Origin of the sequence: Telluria antibiotica (genome assembly GCF_011682055.1) — a bacterium.
Lineage (GTDB): Bacteria > Pseudomonadota > Gammaproteobacteria > Burkholderiales > Burkholderiaceae_D > Telluria > Telluria antibiotica.
Genome location: NZ_JAAQOM010000005.1, coordinates 276,984 through 295,554, shown reverse-complemented (window position 1 = coordinate 295,554; position 18,571 = coordinate 276,984). Strand labels below are relative to the sequence as shown.

14 protein-coding genes, 9 tRNA genes and 1 pseudogene are annotated in these 18,571 nt (G+C 67.6%); 10 read left to right on the top strand and 14 right to left on the bottom strand.

Features of this window, described 5'->3' with window-relative positions:
* The first annotated feature begins 8 nt into the window (after positions 1-8).
* The 7 genes from HAV22_RS10845 to HAV22_RS10815 all read left to right on the top strand — a co-directional run bounded on the left by HAV22_RS10845 (position 9) and on the right by HAV22_RS10815 (position 6,999).
* Entirely contained in the window at positions 9-1,166 is a 1,158-nt protein-coding gene (locus tag HAV22_RS10845) for a methyltransferase (RefSeq protein ID WP_166859083.1), read from the top strand.
* Positions 1,167-1,263: 97 nt separating this feature from the next.
* Positions 1,264-1,340, top strand: a tRNA-Met gene (locus HAV22_RS10840).
* A 63-nt stretch (positions 1,341-1,403) separates the two neighbouring features.
* Positions 1,404-1,667, top strand: coding sequence for a hypothetical protein (locus HAV22_RS10835; protein WP_166859082.1), 264 nt, complete (start codon positions 1,404-1,406; stop codon positions 1,665-1,667).
* Positions 1,668-1,744: 77 nt separating this feature from the next.
* Positions 1,745-3,154 carry an ATP-dependent RNA helicase DbpA gene (gene dbpA, locus HAV22_RS10830; protein WP_166859081.1) on the top strand — a complete coding sequence of 470 codons (1,410 nt, stop codon included), beginning with the start codon at positions 1,745-1,747 and terminating at the stop codon, positions 3,152-3,154.
* 113 nt (positions 3,155-3,267) lie between these two features.
* The gene (locus HAV22_RS10825; RefSeq protein WP_166859080.1) at positions 3,268-4,905 is read left to right on the top strand and encodes a serine/threonine-protein kinase; all 1,638 of its coding nucleotides are present in this window, start codon (positions 3,268-3,270) and stop codon (positions 4,903-4,905) included.
* A 43-nt stretch (positions 4,906-4,948) separates the two neighbouring features.
* A complete protein-coding gene (locus HAV22_RS10820) occupies positions 4,949-5,485 on the top strand; it encodes a TssQ family T6SS-associated lipoprotein (RefSeq protein ID WP_166859079.1) in 537 nt (178 codons plus the stop codon).
* 86 nt (positions 5,486-5,571) lie between these two features.
* On the top strand, positions 5,572-6,999 hold the full coding sequence (locus tag HAV22_RS10815) for an MFS transporter (RefSeq protein WP_166859078.1): 1,428 nt from the start codon (positions 5,572-5,574) through the stop codon (positions 6,997-6,999).
* On the opposite strand, the gene HAV22_RS10810 is transcribed toward HAV22_RS10815, so the two are convergent.
* Positions 7,000-8,604, bottom strand: a complete 1,605-nt coding sequence (locus HAV22_RS10810) for an amidase (RefSeq protein ID WP_166859077.1) — start codon at positions 8,602-8,604, stop codon at positions 7,000-7,002.
* Between the two features lie 165 nt (positions 8,605-8,769).
* On the opposite strand from HAV22_RS10810, the pseudogene HAV22_RS10805 reads away from it, so the two are divergent.
* Positions 8,770-9,716, top strand: a pseudogene (locus HAV22_RS10805) (IS1595 family transposase).
* Positions 9,717-9,803: 87 nt separating this feature from the next.
* Here HAV22_RS10805 and HAV22_RS10800 read toward each other — a convergent pair.
* From HAV22_RS10800 to gltX, 11 genes are all read right to left on the bottom strand, one after another.
* The gene (locus tag HAV22_RS10800; RefSeq protein ID WP_166859076.1) at positions 9,804-10,379 is read right to left on the bottom strand and encodes an elongation factor P; all 576 of its coding nucleotides are present in this window, start codon (positions 10,377-10,379) and stop codon (positions 9,804-9,806) included.
* A 66-nt stretch (positions 10,380-10,445) separates the two neighbouring features.
* Positions 10,446-11,606 carry an elongation factor P maturation arginine rhamnosyltransferase EarP gene (earP, locus tag HAV22_RS10795; protein WP_166859075.1) on the bottom strand — a complete coding sequence of 387 codons (1,161 nt, stop codon included), beginning with the start codon at positions 11,604-11,606 and terminating at the stop codon, positions 10,446-10,448.
* A 69-nt stretch (positions 11,607-11,675) separates the two neighbouring features.
* Positions 11,676-11,751, bottom strand: a tRNA-Glu gene (locus HAV22_RS10790).
* Between the two features lie 34 nt (positions 11,752-11,785).
* Positions 11,786-11,861 (bottom strand) — tRNA-Glu (locus HAV22_RS10785).
* Between the two features lie 51 nt (positions 11,862-11,912).
* Positions 11,913-11,988 (bottom strand) — tRNA-Glu (locus tag HAV22_RS10780).
* 32 nt (positions 11,989-12,020) lie between these two features.
* Positions 12,021-12,096, bottom strand: a tRNA-Ala gene (locus HAV22_RS10775).
* Between the two features lie 103 nt (positions 12,097-12,199).
* Positions 12,200-12,275, bottom strand: a tRNA-Glu gene (locus HAV22_RS10770).
* 33 nt (positions 12,276-12,308) lie between these two features.
* A tRNA-Ala gene (locus tag HAV22_RS10765) sits at positions 12,309-12,384 on the bottom strand.
* Positions 12,385-12,422: 38 nt separating this feature from the next.
* Positions 12,423-12,498: transfer RNA gene (locus tag HAV22_RS10760), tRNA-Glu, on the bottom strand.
* A 31-nt stretch (positions 12,499-12,529) separates the two neighbouring features.
* Positions 12,530-12,605: transfer RNA gene (locus HAV22_RS10755), tRNA-Ala, on the bottom strand.
* 62 nt (positions 12,606-12,667) lie between these two features.
* Positions 12,668-14,059 carry a glutamate--tRNA ligase gene (gltX, locus tag HAV22_RS10750; protein ID WP_166859074.1) on the bottom strand — a complete coding sequence of 464 codons (1,392 nt, stop codon included), beginning with the start codon at positions 14,057-14,059 and terminating at the stop codon, positions 12,668-12,670.
* A gap of 270 nt (positions 14,060-14,329) precedes the next feature.
* Here gltX and HAV22_RS10745 point away from each other — a divergent pair, with 270 nt between their 5' ends.
* A complete protein-coding gene (locus HAV22_RS10745; RefSeq protein WP_166859073.1) occupies positions 14,330-15,496 on the top strand; it encodes a GGDEF domain-containing protein in 1,167 nt (388 codons plus the stop codon).
* Between the two features lie 28 nt (positions 15,497-15,524).
* Complete coding sequence (locus HAV22_RS10740; RefSeq protein ID WP_166859072.1) at positions 15,525-16,223, top strand: 2'-5' RNA ligase family protein; 699 nt, start codon at positions 15,525-15,527, stop codon at positions 16,221-16,223.
* Positions 16,224-16,267: 44 nt separating this feature from the next.
* Here HAV22_RS10740 and HAV22_RS10735 read toward each other — a convergent pair whose 3' ends face one another.
* Positions 16,268-17,311: an RNA methyltransferase gene (locus HAV22_RS10735; RefSeq protein WP_166859071.1), complete on the bottom strand. Its 1,044-nt coding sequence runs from the start codon at positions 17,309-17,311 to the stop codon at positions 16,268-16,270.
* Between the two features lie 90 nt (positions 17,312-17,401).
* A complete protein-coding gene (gene apbC, locus HAV22_RS10730) occupies positions 17,402-18,490 on the bottom strand; it encodes an iron-sulfur cluster carrier protein ApbC (RefSeq protein WP_166859070.1) in 1,089 nt (362 codons plus the stop codon).
* Positions 18,491-18,571: the final 81 nt, after the last annotated feature.

Here is an 18,571-nt window from a genome sequence, read left to right as displayed (position 1 = left end):
GGACGGCGATGACGACTTCCGACGGCGCGGCGCGCATCCACTGGATTGAACACGGCGAGGAACGCTCGGCGCGCTGGCGCTCGGAGAGCGGCTGGCCGGCGCCGAAGAAAGTCGTGCTCGCCGACGACACGATGAACGCCGACGCGGCCTGGCGCCTCGCGCTGGACGGTACGGCGCTGCTGTGGCGCGGCGATTTCCAGAACGCGCGCCAGCTGCTGCAGGCGCTCGTGCGTCGCGTCGACCACAAGGGCCCGCGCGCGCGCCGCGCCAAGGGCGGCAAGCCCGCGGCGTCGCTCACCGAACAATTCCACCGCCATCGCCTCGCGCAACTGCAGCGCGCGCGTACGCTGGCGATGCTCTTGATCCCGTTCGACGCGGACCACGGCATCCCGCTGCGGCGCGCGCCCGACGTGCGCGAAGCGTGCACGGAAGCGTATGGCCATGGCACCGAGCCATACGTCGCGTCGCTGCGCGAACTGCTGGGCGTCATCGGCGCGCACGAATGGCGCCGCAAGGGCGTATTCATTCCCGCCCTCGACGAACGCGTGCACCCCTGGTACGGCGTGTTCTCGCCCGTGCGCGGGGAATACGTGGAGCTCGTCGCGCAGGCGCCGCTCCCGGCGGGTGCGAAGCTGGCGTTCGACATCGGCACGGGCACGGGCGTGCTGTCGGCCGTGCTGGCGCACCGGGGCCTGCAAGGCGTGCTCGCCACCGACATGGATGCGCGCGCCCTCGGCTGCGCCCGCGCCAACGTCGAACGGCTGGGACTCGCGGGCCAGGTCGAAGTCGTGCAGGCCGACCTGTATCCGGAAGGGCGTGCCGACCTCGTCGTGTGCAATCCGCCGTGGCTGCCTGGCAAGCCGAGTTCCGCCATCGAATACGCCGTCTACGATCCGGACAGCCGCATGCTGAAAGGGTTCCTCGCGGGCTTGACCGGGCACCTGCGGCCCGGCGGCGAAGGCTGGCTCATCCTGTCCGACCTGGCGGAGCACCTGGGCTTGCGGTCGCGCGATCAATTGCTCGGCTGGATTATGGATGCGGGCCTGGCCGTCGCCGGCCGTCACGACATCCGTCCGACGCATCCGAAGGCCAGCGATTCCGACGATCCGCTGGCGGCCGCGCGCATGGCGGAAGTGACGTCGCTGTGGCGTTTGCAGGCGGCGTGAGCGCGTACTGCGCGCACACGGATTGATCGGGTGCGCAAGCCCCGGCAAAACCCGATTTGCGCTCCGGCGCCGATCAGGTTAAAATAGCGTTCTCAGACGCGGGGTGGAGCAGTCTGGCAGCTCGTCGGGCTCATAACCCGAAGGTCACAGGTTCAAATCCTGTCCCCGCAACCAAATACCGTAACAACAAGCCCGACTCTTGCAGCCGGGCTTTTGTTTTCTGGGCCAGCGCAGCGCATGAGAGACAAGAAAGACAACGCGACCTTCGACCTGCCCGGCTTCGAGCCGGCGCCGCACGACGATGGCGCCGTTGTCCCATCGGTTCTCCCCGCCGACGAGGCCGCCGCGCTGAAGCGCCCGCGGGTGCGCCGCACGGCACCGAAGCAGGAACAGCTGATGTTGCTGGACCTGGCCCACACGGACGCGACCGGGCTGCCGGTGTGGAACGACGATCCCGATCTGGACCTGACCGGCTTGCCCATCTGGAAGCCGGCGGCCTGAGCGGCCCCCGCGCTCGCCGCGCCAACGACAACGCCGCCGACGCGGCACCAACCGCCGCGTGCCGCGCGGCCGACGACATGTCCGACACCGCATTTTCCTCGCTGCCGCTGGCAGCCCCCTTCCTGGCAAACCTCGCCCAGCTGGGCTATCAACAGATGACGCCCGTACAGGCCGCCGCGCTGCCGGAGGCCCTCGCCGGCCGTGACCTGATCGTGCAGGCGAAAACGGGCAGCGGCAAGACGGCCGCGTTCGGCATCGGCATGCTGCTGAAGCTGAATCCGACGCTGTTCGCCGTGCAGGGGCTCGTGATGTGCCCGACGCGCGAACTGGCCGACCAGGTCGCGAACGAGCTGCGCCGGCTGGCGCGCGGCATCGGCAACGTCAAGGTCGTCGTGCTGACGGGCGGCGTCCCCATGCGGCCGCAGATCGCCTCCCTGGAATTCGGGGCGCACATCGTCGTCGGCACGCCGGGCCGCATCCGCGACCACCTGCAGCGCCGCACGCTCGACCTCGCGCGCCTGCGCACCCTCGTGCTGGACGAGGCGGACCGCATGACGGACATGGGTTTCTATGACGAGATCGCCGCCATCGTCCGCGAATGCCCGGCGCACCGCCAGACGCTGCTGTTTTCCGCGACCTATCCCGACGATATCCGCGCCGCCACGACGCGCTTCCTGCGCGATCCGCTCGAGCTCGCGGTCGACACGGTGCACGCACCCGCGCGCATCGAACAGCGCTTCTACGAAATCGGCTTCGACGGCCGCGTGGACGCCGTCGCGCAGTTGCTGCGGCAGTACCGGCCCGGCTCCGCGATCGCGTTCTGCAATACGAAGGCACGCTGCCGCGAAGTGGCCGACGCGTTGCACGAAATGGGCTTTTCCGCGCTCGCGCTGTACGGCGAGATGGAACAGCGCGACCGCGACGAGACGCTCGTGCGCTTCGCGAACCGCAGTTGCAGCGTGCTCGTCGCGACCGACGTGGCCGCGCGCGGCATCGACATCGCCGGCCTGGAAGCCGTCATCAACGTCGACGTCTCGAAGGACCCGGAAGTGCACGTGCACCGCGTGGGTCGCACGGGGCGCGCGGGCGCGGCTGGCGTCGCGCTGACGCTGTGTGCGCCGAACGAAAAGCGCTGGGTGCGGCTGATCGAGGAAGCGCAGGGCTTCACGGCCGAGTGGCACGCGCTCGACGCCGCGGCGGACGATGCGGAGCCGGTCGAACCGGCGCCGATGGTCACGCTGTGCATCGCCGGCGGCAAGAAAGAAAAGCTGCGTCCCGGCGACCTGCTGGGCGCCCTCACCGGCGATGCGGGCCTGACGAAGGAACAAGTCGGGAAGATCCACATCTTTGAATTCATGAGCTACGTCGCGCTCGACCGCGCTTGTGTGGGCCAGGCGCTCGCGCGGCTGAACGGCGGCAATCCGCTGGGACCCGAGTTCGGCACCATCAAGGGCCGCAACTTCAAGATGCGCGTCATCGAAGACTGAGACGACGGGCGGTCCGCTTTGTAACATTTGTAACAGGTGCGCACGGTTGAGTTGAGCGCAGGCATGCAAGCTGCAAATCTGGCATGATTTTGCCAAGCCCACGCCTTAGCACAATGACCAGCCCTACTACCATCGGACCGGAACCGCAGCACCTCGAAGGCCGCAGCGTCAGGGACATCGTCGAATACAGTCCCGAGCAGGTCAACGAAGCCTGGTGCCGCAAGATCTTCCGCAAGACGCTGCAGTCGCTCGAACTGCAGTACGCGATGCACATGCCGCACCGGGCCATCACGCCCGACACGATCGTGTTCCACGAGAACGGCGAACCGCTGCTGGTCCCGTCGGACGATGGCCCGGCGGATGGACACGAAGCCGACGACCTCAATGCGCTGGCGCGCGTCGTCCACTACGCCATCACGTGCGAGCTCGCCCCCATGGGCCCGCTCGCGGGCCGCGCGGAAGGCTACAGCGACTCGCTCGTCAACGCCGTCGACCGCTGCATGGACCCCGACCCGGCGCGCCGTCCGCGCACGATCGACGACTTGCGCGGGCTGCTCGGCATCGTGCCGCCCGGCCGCCCCGCCGGCGCCGCGTTCCCCGACGACCCGCTGGCGCCGTGGCCGGCCGACGTGGGCGCGCCCGACGCGACGTCCGGGCTCGCGGCCGATCGCGTGCCTGAGGCCGCGCCCACGCGCACGCACGACGCCGCAGCCGACGTCGCGCACGATCTCGCAGGCGGCACCGTACCGGATCCCGCCAACGACCGCGCCCACGCCGCCGCACCCGACCTCGCCACCAACCTCTCACGTGGCATCGCGGCCGGACACGCGCACGACCGCGCACTCGACGCCGCAACCGGTTCCGCAGCCGACGTCTCACGCCACAACGCGGCCGAATACGCGCACGACCCCGCACTCGACGCCGCAACGGATTCTGCCGCCGACCTCTCACGCCACGTCGCGGTCGAGAACGCGCATGAGCACGAGCGCGCACTCGACGCCGCATCCGACGTCGCACCAGCCACGGCTGCCGTCCCGCCACCCGAGCCAGCACCTGTCATCGCCCCGGCATCCGCCAGCCCGGCACCCGCCCACGCCCACGCCCACGCCCACGCCCACGCCATCGTGCCCGACGCCGACCTGCCGCGCCGGCGCGTCACGCTCACGAGCCGGCAACGCTGGGCCATCGCGGCCGGCGCCGCCATCGTCGTCGCGCTCGGCGCCGTCCTGTTCGCGGAGATGCGCGACTCCGGCTCGTTCGACCACATCGTGCTGACCTTGCCGCAGCAAGGCGACGGCACGCGTGCCGGCCAGGATGCGGCCAGCGCGCCGCCCGCGGCCGGCGCCAATCCTGCGAGCGGCGCGGCAGGCAGCGGGACGGCCGGCACGACGGCCAGCAGCGCGGGCCAGTCCGCTCCAGGCGTGGCCCCGGGCACCTTCATCACGGATGATGCACCCGCAGCCGCCGCGCAAAACCCCGCGCCGGCGGCCAGCGCGGCAACAACACCGCTGCCCGGCGTCGTCGTGACGCCGAACGGCAATCTGTACAAGCTGCACATTCAACCGTGGGGCGTCGTCTACGTGGACGGCGTCGACCGCGGCGTCAGCCCGCCCGTCAAGCGCCTCGAGTTGACGCCCGGCCGCCACGCGATCCGGGTCACGAACCCGAACTTCCACGACCGCGTGCTGGAGATCGACACGGCGAACGGCGACGGCCGGATCCACGTCGACTTCAACGAGGCGCCCCGATGAACCCGTCCCGGCGACCGCGCCCGGACCCTTCGACCGGAGACCGATGAATATCCAGCGTCCCGCCCGCCCCATCGTCCACGCCGTGTTGCTCGCCGCGGCGGCCGCCCTGCTCGGCGGTTGCGCCGGCTTCCCGGGCTTTGACAAGACCCAGGCACGCACGCCCACGCATCCGAAGGCCACCGCGACGGCGGAACGGGAGCCGCCGCCCGTCGTCGTGCGCGAAGCGCCCCCGCGGCCGAAAGAGAAGCCACGCGAGCGGGAACGCGAGCGCGACGAGGCGCCGGCACCCGCCAACGGCCTGCAGGAAGGCATCCGCCTGTACAACGATGGCGACTACAACGGCGCGATCCGGCGGCTGTCCGCGCGCGACGTCAACAACGGGCCGCTCGCCACGCGCCTGCAGGCGCTGAAATACCTCGCGTTCAGCTATTGCGTGACGTCGCGGCCGGGCCCATGCCGCCAGGCGTTCGACCGGGCGCTGCGCCTCGATCCCTCGTTCGACCTCGCACCGGGCGAACACGGCCATCCACTGTGGGGCCCCGTATTCACCAAAGCAAAGCAGGCGGCGGCGCCACGCTGACAACGGGCGCGTGCGCGCCCCAATCGCCGGGTCCGGCTACACTTGCGCATCGCCGCCATGCCCGGTCGACTGTCCGGGAACCGCCCATGAGCACCCTGCCCGCCCATTGCGACCGCCTGCTCGCCGACAGCACGCCGGTCCGCGGCCACGCCGCCCATCCGCACCTCGTACTCGCCACCTCGATCCTCGCGAGCAGCCTCGCGTTCATCGACGGTTCCGTCGTCAACGTGGGCCTCGCCGCCATCGGCCGCGACCTGGACGGCGGCGGCGCCGACCTGTCGTGGGTCGTGAACGGCTATCTCCTGCCGCTGAGCTCGTTGCTGCTGCTGGGCGGTGCCGCGGGCGACCGCTACGGCCGCCGCCGCATCCTGCTCGCCGGCATCGCGACATTCGCGCTGGCCTCACTGTTGTGCGCACTGGCGCCGCAGCTGTGGCTGCTCGTCGGCGGCCGCGTGGCGCAAGGGATCGGTGCGGCGCTGCTGCTGCCGAACAGTCTCGCGATCCTCGGCGCAACGTTCGACGGCAAGGCGCGCGGCCGCGCGATCGGGATCTGGGCCGCCGCAGGCGCCGCCGCGGGCGCGATCGGGCCGCTGCTGGGCGGCTGGCTGATCGACACGGTCGGCTGGCGCGCCGTCTTCTACATCAATCTGCCGATCGCGGCGCTGGCGATGCTGCTGGGCTGGCGCTACGTGCGCGTGCCGCGCGCGGACAAGCCCGTCGCGCTCGACCCGGCCGGCGCGCTGCTCGCCAGCGTCGGTCTCGGCAGCCTGACGTGGGGCCTCGCCGCCGCGTCCGCCGACAAGGGCGTGTCGACGGCATCCGCCGTCGCGATGGGCGCCGGCGCGCTCGTGCTCCTCGCCTTCCTCTGGATCGAGCGGCGCGCAGGCGACAACGCGATGCTGCCTTTGAAGCTGTTCGCGTCCGGCAGCTTTTCCGGACTGAACCTGATGACGTTCCTGCTGTACGGCGCGCTGGGCGCGCTGATGCTGCTCGTACCGTACGTGCTGATCCAGGCCCTGCAGTATTCGGCGAAACAGGCGGGCGCCGCGCTGCTCCCGTTTCCCGTCGTGCTCGCCATCGGCTCGCCGATCATGGGCAGGGTGGCGGGGAAGCACGGGACGCGGCTGCCGCTGGCGATCGGGGCGCTCCTCGTGGCGGGCGGCTTCCTGCTGGGCATGCGCGTGGGCGCGGGCGGCTATGCGACGACGGTACTGCCCGCGATCCTCGTCATCGCCATCGGCATGGCTGGCGTGGCGGCGCCGCTGACGACGGCCGTGCTGTCATCGGTGGACGGCAGCCACACGGGTATCGCGTCCGGCTTCAACAGCGCCGTCGCACGCGGCGGCGGGCTGATCGCGACGGCGTTGCTGGGTGCCGTGCTGACGGCGCAAGGCCGCGCCCTGCTCCCGCCGTTTCATCTTGCGATGGCCGTGTGCGCGGCGACGGCGCTGGCGGCCAGCGTCTGCGCGTTCGTCTGGGTCAAGCGCGACGCTGCCGAAGCGGCCGACCGCTGATCACGCTTTCACGTTGACGGATGCGGCGAATGTGGGCGGACGGCGGCGCCGGCTCGCCTGCTCGTACGCGTACGCCATGCCGATCAGCGTGGCTTCGCTCCACGCGGTGCCGACGAACGACAGGCCGACGGGAAGCCCGTGCACCTGGCCCGCAGGCACCGTCACGTGCGGATAGCCGGCGACGGCGGCCGGCGTCGAAAAGCCCGGGCCGTCGTGGTCGCCGTTGATGTAGTCGGTCAGCCAGCCGGTGCCGCCGGTCGGCGCGACGAGGGCATCCAGTTTTTCCTCGCGCAGGATCGCGTCGATGCCCTCCTCGCGGCTGTAGCGGTGGTTGGCGGCGAGCGCATCGCGGTAGGCCTCGGCGTCGAGGCCGGGGCGCGCCTGCGCGGCGACCAAGTGTTCTTGGCCGAAGTGGCGCAGCTCCTGCGCGGCGTGCTTGTCGTTGAAGGCGATCACGTCGGCCATCGTCTTGACCGGCGCGTGCGGTGCGTAGCGCGCCAGGTACGCTTCCAGGTCGGGCCGGAATTCGGACAGCAGCACTTCGAGTTCCGTGTCGCCGTACTTGTCGACATTGGGCACCTTGACATCAACGAGCGTCGCGCCCTGCGCTTTCAGGACGGCCAGTTCCGCGTCGATGACGGCATCGACGGCCGGGCTATTGCCGAAGAAATTGCGTGCGACGCCAAGACGCTTGCCCCGCAAGCCGTCCGTGCGTAAGGCCGCGGCGTAGTCGGCCGCCTTGCCTGCTGCCGGCGCCATCGCCGTCGCGGCATCGTCCGTATCGGCGCCCGCCATGGCGGCAAGCAGCAGCGCGGCGTCGGCGACGGTACGCGTCATCGGGCCGGCCGTGTCCTGCGAATGGGCGATGGGGATGATGCCGCTGCGGCTGACGAGGCCCAGCGTGGGCTTGATGCCGACGATGCCGCAAATCGATGCGGGCGACACGATCGAGCCGTCCGTCTCCGTGCCGACGGCGAGCGTGGCGAGCGCAGCCGCCATCGCGGCTCCGGAGCCGGAACTGGAACCGCTCGTGTTGCGGTCGAGCGCATACGGATTGCGCGTCAGCCCGCCGCGGCCGCTCCAGCCGCTGACGGAATGCGTGGAGCGCATGTTCGCCCACTCCGACAAATTCGTCTTGCCGAGGATGACGGCGCCGGCCGCGCGCAGGCGCGCCGCGACGAATGCGTCATGCGCGGCGCGCACGCCAGCCAGCGCGAGCGAGCCGGCGCTCGTGCTCATCTTGTCGGCCGTCGCGATATTGTCCTTCAACAGGACGGGGATGCCGTGCAGCGGGCCGCGCACTGTGCCGGCCTTGCGTTCGCGGTCGAGGCCGGCGGCGATCGTGAGCGCGTCGGGATTCAGTTCGATGATGGCGTTCAGCCGCGGCCCCGCCTTGTCGACGGCGGCGATGCGTGCCAGGTAACGCCGCACGAGCGTCGTCGACGTCTGCTTGCCGGCCTCCATCAGCGCCTGCTGTTCGCGTACGCCGGCGTCGAGCACGGCGTCGGGTGCCATGATCCCGACCCGCGCCGCGGTTGCCGTACTCGCCATCGTCGAGGCCGATGCGGCGGCCACGCCCAGTCGAACGAAATTCCTGCGATCCATGCATCCTCCCTGGAAGAATGCCTCAGCATAACAGCAATCTTGCCGATGTGACACGCGGCCGTGTCGGACATATGGATGAAAAAGGCTGTGTTCGCGGTAGTTATGTGAACTGAAATTTGTTGCAGCGGTCATACGTATCGTCGAGTTAGCTCATGAGGAATCACGATGCGCGCCGTGCCGTTCGACGATGTATTTGCCCAATTGACCGCGATCCCGTTCTCCGCCACCGACCTGGCCCGGTTGCGGAAATGGATCGCGGGCATCGCCCATCCTGACGAGTGTATCGCCCTGATCGAGCAGGCTGCGCGAGGACGGCCGTGTCCTCGCTGCGCTTGTCCCCGCGCCCACCGCTGCGGCCAGGCCAGCGGCCTGCAGCGTTTTCGCTGCCTCGGCTGCGGACGCAGCTATAACGCACTCACCGGAACCCCGCTCGCAAGGCTACGGAAGAAAGAGCATTGGCTGGCGTATCTGCAGTGCGTGCTCGAGTCCCGTACCGTGCGCAAGGCGGCGCGCGCCGTCGGCGTGCATCGCACGACCAGTTTCAGGTGGCGCCATCGCTTCGTGCCGGGCGCCATCGGCCATCTATCCTGACTGCCATCGTCGAGGCGGACGAGACGTACCGCCTGGAATCGCAGAAGGGATCGCGCAACATGACGCGCAAGCCGAGGAAGCGCGGTGGCGTCGCGACGAAGCGCGGCATCAATAAGGAGCACGATTGCCTGCTCGTCGCGCGCGATCGCACCGGGCAGACACTCGATTTCCACACTGGTCGCGGCCAGGTGACGGTGGCGCAGTTGGAAAAGTGCCTCAAGCCTGTGCTGCCGGCCGACGTCCTCTTGATCAGCGATTCGGCGCTCTCGTACCGTCACTTCGCCAGGCAAGCGGGCATCATGCACGAGATGGTGAACGTGAAGGCGGGCGTACGCGCGCGCGGTGCGATTCACCTGCAGAACGTGAACGCCTGGCACAGCCGTTTCAAGAGCTGGCTGGTGCGGTTTCGCGGCGTCGCAAGTCGGTACCTGATCAATTATTCGGGATGGCAACGGATGCTGGATGCACGCCGCCTGACGACGCCGGCTCATCTGTTGTGCGCTGCGGCCCAGCTCGGCTAAACGACGGTGTCGCCGAATTATCGCGAACACAGCCACGAAAAAAAACGCTGCCCAAAGGACAGCGTTTTTTCGCGGAAAGCGGTCGGCTTAGTTGCGGACGACTTTCTTGTATTCGGCAGTACGGGTATCGATCTCGATGGTGTCGTCCTGGTTGACGAACAGCGGCACCTGGATGGTGAACTGCTTCGATTCGATGGCGTTTTCGATCTTGGCTTCCTTCAGGACGTTGCCCGAGGTATTGCCCTTGACGGCCGGTTCCGTGTAGATGACCTGGCGCGCGATGGTGATCGGCAGTTCAACCGAGATGGCCTTGCCGTCGTAGAACACGGCTTCGCATTCCATACCGTCTTTCAGGTAGTTGATGGCGTCGCCCATGTTTTCTTCTTCGATTTCGTACTGGTTGTACTCTTCATCCATGAAGACGTACAGCGGGTCGGCGAAGTACGAATAGGTCACCGGCTTCTTGTCCAGCACGACGACGTCGAACTTGTCGTCGCCGCGGAACACGTTTTCCAGCGGTGCGTTGGTGAGAAGATTCTTCATCTTCCACTTGTACGTGAAGCCCGTGCGGCTCGAGCCATTGACGTCGGAGCGCAGCACGATGAAAGGCTTGGCATCAACCATGATGATGTTGCCGACACGGATTTCTTTTGCGGGTTTCATAGGAGGGTTTTAACCTAAAAATGAGTTGCAGTAATCAAGCATGATACCATGTTCCTCGTCCGTCGCCTACCGCAGCGACCGGGCGAAATCCAGCAGATGGCTCACCAAGTCGCCGTTCGCCAACATCCGCGTTTGCCATTCGACATTGCGCGCGACAATCGCCGGCGATTGGGCTTGCAGAGACATCCACAATGCCGGCCAAGCGGCCGGCGCGTTCACTTCCACGCCATTCCAGCGCAGGGAAAATTCGATCAGGCTATCCAGGTTTTCCGCGTACTTTTGCAGGAACGCGCGGAGTTTAACATGATGCAAGTTTTCATCTTGCGGATAAATATGCCAGATGAAGGGGCGACCGGCCCATTGCGCGCGCACCCAGGAATCCTCGCCGCGGACGAAGTTCACGTCGCATGACCACAGCAGCCTGTCGTAATCATCCTGCGACAGGAACGGGATCACGCGCACGGTCAGGCCGCCATGCGTCGCCACCGCGCCCGGCACCGGGTCGGCGCCGAGGAAGGCACTCACCTGTTCGCGCGCGACGCCTTGCGGCACGAGGCACGTCAGCGGCGTCGCACCGTCGCGCCAGGCGGCGAACAACTCGGCGATGGGCGCATGCGGATAGCAGAACAGGCTGACCACCCGCCCCATCATCTCATCCGCCGTCACGCCCACGCCCGCGAGGAACGCGGCGCGTGCAGCGGAGTCGGCCTGGAAACGGTCGCGCGCGTCGAGCAGGCCGCGCTCGCGCAGCAGGCCGCCCGTCTTCGGCGTGAAGCCGGGGAAGAAGAAATGCTTGGTCAGCTTCAGGCGCGGGTGCATCGACGGCAGCGTATGGCAACCCTCGACCCATTCCTCGCCAGTGAGGCCCTCATAATTGATCCACGCGGGACGCGGCTCGCACTGGGCCATCGCGGCGATATAGGCCGGCGGGATGTCGACGCCGAAGAATTCGATCACGATGTCCGCCACGTCGCCCGGCTGGAACGTGCCGTCCTGGTCGGGCCAGTGCATGATCCTCACGCCGTCCACGACCTGCACGGCCGCATCGGTGGCGACGGATGGCCAGATGCGGCGGAAGCTGGCGAGGTCGTCGACCCACAAGGTGACGGCGATCGCGTGCTCGCGGTGCAATTGGCGCGCGAGGCGCCAGCAGATGCCGATGTCGCCGAAGTTGTCGACGACCTTGCAGAAGATGGCGAGTGTCGTGGTGCGTTGATCGTTGAGCATGTTTTGCGGACCCAAAGAAAAACCGGAGCACCTGTCCGCATGCGCGGGTGGTCTGCTCCGGTCTTTGACTGGCGTCCCCACGGGGATTCGAACCCCGGTACTCACCGTGAAAGGGTGATGTCCTAGGCCTCTAGACGATGGGGACCTAAAACTGTTGTTACTGCCTGCTGCCGAATGCTTGGCGTCCCCACGGGGATTCGAACCCCGGTACTCACCGTGAAAGGGTGATGTCCTAGGCCTCTAGACGATGGGGACCCTGGAACTTTTACCGCTATGCCTGATCGCAGGCATCATACACCAAAACCTTGGCGTCCCCACGGGGATTCGAACCCCGGTACTCACCGTGAAAGGGTGATGTCCTAGGCCTCTAGACGATGGGGACCCGAACTACCGCGCTACTTGATACTTGAAACTTGGTGGAGGTAAGCGGGATCGAACCGCTGACCTCTTGCATGCCATGCAAGCGCTCTCCCAGCTGAGCTATACCCCCAAAACAAAAGCCGCTCAAGGCGGCTTCCTTGCAACACCTGCTATTCTGCCGGTGTCAGAGCCCAACCGATAATTTCGGGCCCCGACCCCGGCGAATAAATTCTTGGCGTCCCCACGGGGATTCGAACCCCGGTACTCACCGTGAAAGGGTGATGTCCTAGGCCTCTAGACGATGGGGACCCTGGACTGTTACGACTGCTGCTTTTCCCTGCTTGGTGGAGGTAAGCGGGATCGAACCGCTGACCTCTTGCATGCCATGCAAGCGCTCTCCCAGCTGAGCTATACCCCCTACGGGAAAACAGCACTCTAACATACTGCCAACGAATCTGGCGTCCCCACGGGGATTCGAACCCCGGTACTCACCGTGAAAGGGTGATGTCCTAGGCCTCTAGACGATGGGGACCCTGGACTGCGTCGTACTTCACTTCAGAACGTGGTGGAGGTAAGCGGGATCGAACCGCTGACCTCTTGCATGCCATGCAAGCGCTCTCCCAGCTGAGCTATACCCCCGCAGCGCTGAAGTGCGAGCATTATAGCGGACGCACTTGCATTTCGCAAATACCAAGTGGGAATCACAGTCCTTGGGCCACGCGCGCCGACACCGTCTCGCGGCCGAACAATTCCAGCACGGCGTCGATGGCCGGCGTCTGCAGCTGGCCCGTCACCAACAGGCGCAGCGGCATCGCGAGTTGCGGCATCTTGAGGCCGTGCGCCGCGAGCACTTCCTTCATCATCGCGGACAGGGCCGGCTTCGTCCATTCCACGTCGCGCAGGCGCTCGGCGAACTGGGCCAGCGCGGGGCGCACGGCGTCCGTCAGGTGCTGCTCGAGCAGCGCCGCGTCCGGCTTCGGCGCGCGGTAGAACAGCATCGCGGCATCGGCCAGTTCGTTGATGGTGTTGGTACGCTCCTTCATGAGGCCCAGCACGGCGGCGAGCGGCGGCGCGCCGTCGAACACGGCGCCCTCGCGCTCCATCTTCGGACGGGCGAGGCCGGCCAGGCGCTCGTTGTCGGCCTGCTTGATGTAGTGGTTGTTCAGCCAGCCCAGCTTTTCCGGATTGAACTGCGCGGCCGACGCGGTCAGGTGATCGAGGTTGAACCACTCGGTGAACTGCTGCATCGAGAAGATCTCGTCGTCGCCGTGGCTCCAGCCCAGGCGCGCGAGATAGTTCAGCATCGCTTCCGGCAGATAACCCTGCTCCGGATACTCCATCACGCTGACGGCGCCGTGGCGCTTGGAGAGCTTCTGGCCGTCCGGGCCGAGGATCATCGGCAGGTGGCCGTACTGCGGCAGCTCCGCGCCCAGCGCGCGCAAGATGTTGATCTGGCGCGGCGTGTTGTTGACGTGGTCGTCGCCGCGCAACACGTGCGTGATCTTCATGTCCCAGTCGTCGACGGCGACGCAGAAGTTATACGTCGGCGTGCCGTCCGGACGGGCGATCACGAGGTCGTCCAATTCCTTGTTGGCGATGGTGATCGGCCCCTTGACGACGTCGTGCCACGTGACTTCGCCGTCCAGGGGATTCTTGAAGCGCACGACGGGTTTGACGCCTTCCGGCACGGGTGGCAACGTCTTGCCGGGCTCCGGGCGCCACGTGCCGTCGTAGCGGGGCTTTTCGCCGGCGGCGCGCATGCGCTCGCGCATCGCTTCCACTTCGTCCGGCGAGCAATAGCACAGGTACGCGGTGCCCGCTTCCAGCATGCCCTTCACCACCTCGCGGTAGCGGTCCATGCGCTGCATCTGGTAGAACGGGCCTTCGTCGTGCGCCAGGCCGAGCCATTCCATGCCCTGCAGGATCGCCTGCACGGCTTCCGGCGTCGAACGCTCCAGGTCGGTATCTTCGATGCGCAGGACGAAAGTGCCGCCGAAGTGGCGGGCATAGGCCCACGAATACAGCGCGGTGCGGGCGCCGCCGAGGTGGAGATAGCCGGTCGGGCTGGGAGCGAAACGGGTACGGACGGTCATGGTCGGATACGATGGCTGCGGCCCCGACTGGCGGGACCTGGTTGACGAAGCGCCCGCGGCGCACGAGCGCCGGCGCGGGCATCGTCCCGCCGGCTACACGCACGATCGGGACGCCTCTCGGGACAAGGAGCTATTTTACAGCCTGCCCCGCCAATGGGCGATGCCCGGGCCCGCTGCACGGTGAGCCCCGACGGCCGAAAATTACTTTACAGAAAGTAAATTTTTGGCTAGAGTCTCGCCTCCTCTTTCACCCTGTCCAACATCGCCGCCATGCCGAACGATCCGAGCACCGCTGCCATTGCGCACCTGCGCGGCGAGTTCACGTGCGCCGCGATGGAGACGGGCTTCCTGCACGCGCAGGCGCGCACGATCCTGCGCGACCTGCGCCGCGCACTGACCCTGTGCTCGCTGTTCTACATCATATTCAGCGTCAGCGACGTCCTGGCCCTCGGCCTGCCGGGCGCCATCCCGTCGCTGCTCGCGCGCTGCGCCGTGCCCGTGCTGGCGTACGTGGGCCTGCGCTACGCGCGCCGCGCGGATGCGCCCGTGACGGCCGCGTACCGGGTGGCGAGCGCGTTCACGTCGCTGGGCATGTTCACCTATATGATCGTCGCGTGGCGCCGTCCGGCCGACGCGCTGCTGCACGGCACCTCGATCGGCCTGATGGCCGTCGTCGTGCTGATCTTCATCCCGAACCGCCTGCGCACCGCGATCGCCATCGCGCTTGGCGCGAGCCTCTCGTTCATCGCACTGGCCTGGTACGAGCATCTCGAATCGACGCGCCGCCTCGTGTCGATGACGATGCTGATCCTGTTCGCCAATGCGTTCGGCGCCGTCGCCGCGATCCGCCACGCCCGGCTGTGGCGCGAGCAGTACCGCACGCAGCAGGTGCTGACGAATTTGTCGATCCGCGATCCGCTGACGGGCTGCTACAACCGGCGCCACCTGAACGCCGCCCTGCTCGACGGCGAGATCGCGCGCGCGCGCCGCTACGGCCTGGACCTGTCGCTGATCATGTGCGACCTGGACGGCTTCAAGGCGATCAACGACACGTACGGCCACCATGCGGGCGACGAATTGCTGCGCTGCTTCGGCCACCTGCTGCAAGCCCTGACGCGCGACGCCGTCGACACGGTCGTGCGCTACGGCGGCGAAGAATTCCTCATCATCCTGCCCGAGACGCAACTGGACGGTGCCGTCGAACTGGCCGAGCGCATCCGCACGGCGTTCGCCGCCCGGCGCGTCGACTGCGGTGACGCGGTGCTCGCGACGACGGCCAGCTTCGGCGTCGTCGGCGTGGATTTCGGCGCCGGCGCGGCCGTCACGCCGCAAGCCCTGATCGCCGTTGCGGACGAGCTGATGTACGACGCCAAGCGCGCCGGCCGCAACCGCGTCTGCGCGCGCCAGCTGGCGCCCAGCATCGGACGCGCGGCATAACACGCCCGGAGCAGCGATAATCGCCACGATGAGCGCTTCCCTACTCCACTTGCAATCCCACTACGATGCGATGTGGGACCGTGCCTGGCCCGCCGTCTCCCGCGGCGACGTCGAATGCGACCTGCACCTGACCGGCGGCCTCGATCCGCGCCGCGGCATCAGCCTGGTCGCGCGCCCCGACCCGGCGCTGGCGGCGCGCCTCGCGGACCTGCAGGACCGGCTGGCCGACGCCGACCCGCGCCAGTACCGCCAGCCCCTGTCCGACTTGCACATGACGGTGCTGTCGCTGTTCACCGTCACCGAACATTGCGCGCCGCACCTGGCGCGCAGCGCAGATTACGCCACGGCCGTGCGCGCCGCCGTGGCAGGCGTGCCCGCGTTCGACGTGGACCTGGCCGGCATCACGACGTCGCGCGGCGCCGTGCTGGTCCGCGGCTTTCCCCGCGACGACACACTGGAACGGCTGCGCACGCGCCTGCGCGACGTGCTGCGCGTGTGCGGCCTGGGTGCCGGGCTGGACCAGCGCTACCGGCTCGTGACGGCGCACATGACGGTGTTGCGCTTCGTGACGCCGCCCGCCGATCCGGCACGGCTCGCCGCGGCATTGGCCGCACTGCGCGACACGCCGCTCGGCACGATGACCGTGGATACGCTGGAACTCGTCGTCAACGACTGGTACATGTCGAGCGCGGCGGTCGAACCCATCGAACGATTTGCCCTGGTGTAGGGTGGGCATCCCATGCCCACGCGGACGTTTGCGACAAGTTGGCGCTACCCGTCGCACGCCCCGTTCGCGCGACGCAGCGTGACCGTACGCTCCCCCACCGCCCGCGCCCGCAACTGCCCGCAGCCGCCATCGACGTCCTGCCCGGCCGAATCGCGCAGCTTGGTCAACACCCCGCGCTCGAACAGCATTGCTGCGATCGCGCGCGCCTTGTCCCAGCCGGGCCTTTGAAACGGCAAGCCGGGATTCGTGTTGTAGGGGATCATGTTCAGCACGGCGTACTTGCCGCGCAAGAGGTCAACGAGGGCATCGAGCTCGTCGTGCCCGTCGTTGACACCGTCCAGCAACGTCCACTGGTACTGGATCGGATAGCCGGTCAGGCGGGCATAGCGTTCGCCCTCCTCGACCAGTTCGCGCGCCGTGAAGCGCGGTGCGCGCGGCAGCAGGCGCGCGCGCAGGTCCGGTTTCGTCGTGTGCAGCGACAGCGCCAGCGCCGGCTTCACGCGGCCGGCAGGCAGGCGCTCGAACACGCGCGGGTCGCCCACCGTCGAGAACACGAGATTCTTGTGCGCGATATTGCCTTCGATGCCCAGCAGGTCGATGGCTTCGAGCACATTGTCGAGGTTGTGCGCGGGCTCGCCCATGCCCATGAACACGACCTTCTTGACGGGCCGCAGCCGGCGCGCCAGCACGACCTGCGCGACGATCTCGCCACTCGTCACTTGCCGGATCAAGCCGCTTTGCCCCGTCATGCAGAACTGGCAGCCGACGGCGCAACCGACCTGGCTCGACACGCACACGCCGTCGCGCGGCAGCAGCACGGTTTCCACCGTCTGGCCGTCCGCGAGGCCGACCAGGAGGCGCGCCGAGCCATCGTCGGCCGGGTGCGTGCTGAGCACGCGCGCGAGCGCATCCAGCTCCGCATCGAGTTGCGGCAGTGCGGTGCGCACGGGCTTCGGCAGGAAATCGTCGGGGCGCCGCCGGCCACGGTCGTGGTCCATCACGCGGACCCAGTCGCGCAGCACGCGGTCGACGTGCAGCGGCTGGGCGCCCAGGTCGCGCAGGCGCGCGCGGAACGTTTCAATCCTCATAGGGTCATCGTAGGGTGGGCACCATGTGCCCACGCGAACGCATGCGTCGCGCGAACGTCCGCGTGGGCACGGTGTGCCCACCCTACCCGTTCAGTCGTTCTTGACGACGATCGTCGGAAACTTCGCCGACATGTCCTTGGCCTGCTCCGCCACCTTGACGGCGACCTTGCGCGCGATGTCCTTGTAGATCGCGGCGACGGAACCATCCGGCTCCGCGACGACGGTCGGCGTGCCGGAATCGGTCTGCTCGCGGATCGACAGCTGCAGCGGCAGCTTGCCGAGGAAGTCGACGTGGAAGTCGGCGCACATCTTCTCGCCGCCGCCCTGGCCGAAGATCGCCTCGACGTGGCCACAGTTGGAGCAGATGTGGGTGCTCATGTTTTCCACGACGCCGACGATCGGGATGCCGACCTTCTCGAACATCTTGAGACCCTTGCGGGCGTCCAGCAGGGCGATGTCCTGCGGGGTGGTGACGATCACGGCGCCCGTGACGGGCACTTTCTGCGACAGCGTCAGCTGGATGTCGCCCGTGCCCGGGGGCATGTCGACGATCAGGTAGTCGAGGTTGCGCCAGTTCGTCTGCTCCAGCAGTTGCTGCAGCGCCTGCGTGACCATCGGGCCGCGCCACACCATCGGCTCGTCCGGATCGATCATGAAGCCGATCGACGACACCTGCACGCCGTGGTTTTCCAGCGGCTCCATCGTCTTGCCGTCCAGGCTTTGCGGACGGCCGGTCACGCCCAGCATCATCGGCTGCGACGGACCGTAGATGTCGGCGTCGAGCAGGCCCACCGACGCGCCCTCGGCCGCAAGCGCAAGCGCCAGGTTGACGGCGGTCGTCGACTTGCCGACGCCGCCCTTGCCGGATGCGACGGCGATGATGTTCTTCACGTTCGGCATCACCTTCAGGCCCCGCTGCACGGCGTGCGACAGGATCTTGCTCGTGACGTTCACGCTGACGTTGTCCACGCCGGGCAGCTTGCGCAGCGCGTCGACGACGGACGCGCGGATGCCCGCGACCTGGCTCTTCGCCGGATAGCCGAGCTCGATGTCGAAGGCGACGTTGCCGCCATCGACCTGGATGTTCTTGACTGACTTGGAGGTGACGAAATCTTTATTGGTATTGGGATCGACGACAGCGGCCAGGGCGGCCTTGACGTCTTCAAGCGTGATGCTCATTGGGTTCTCCGGATGTGATGCGCAAGTTTAGCGCAAAACGGGGGAACGACTGTTGCCAGGCTGGCAAATGGGCAAAGTACC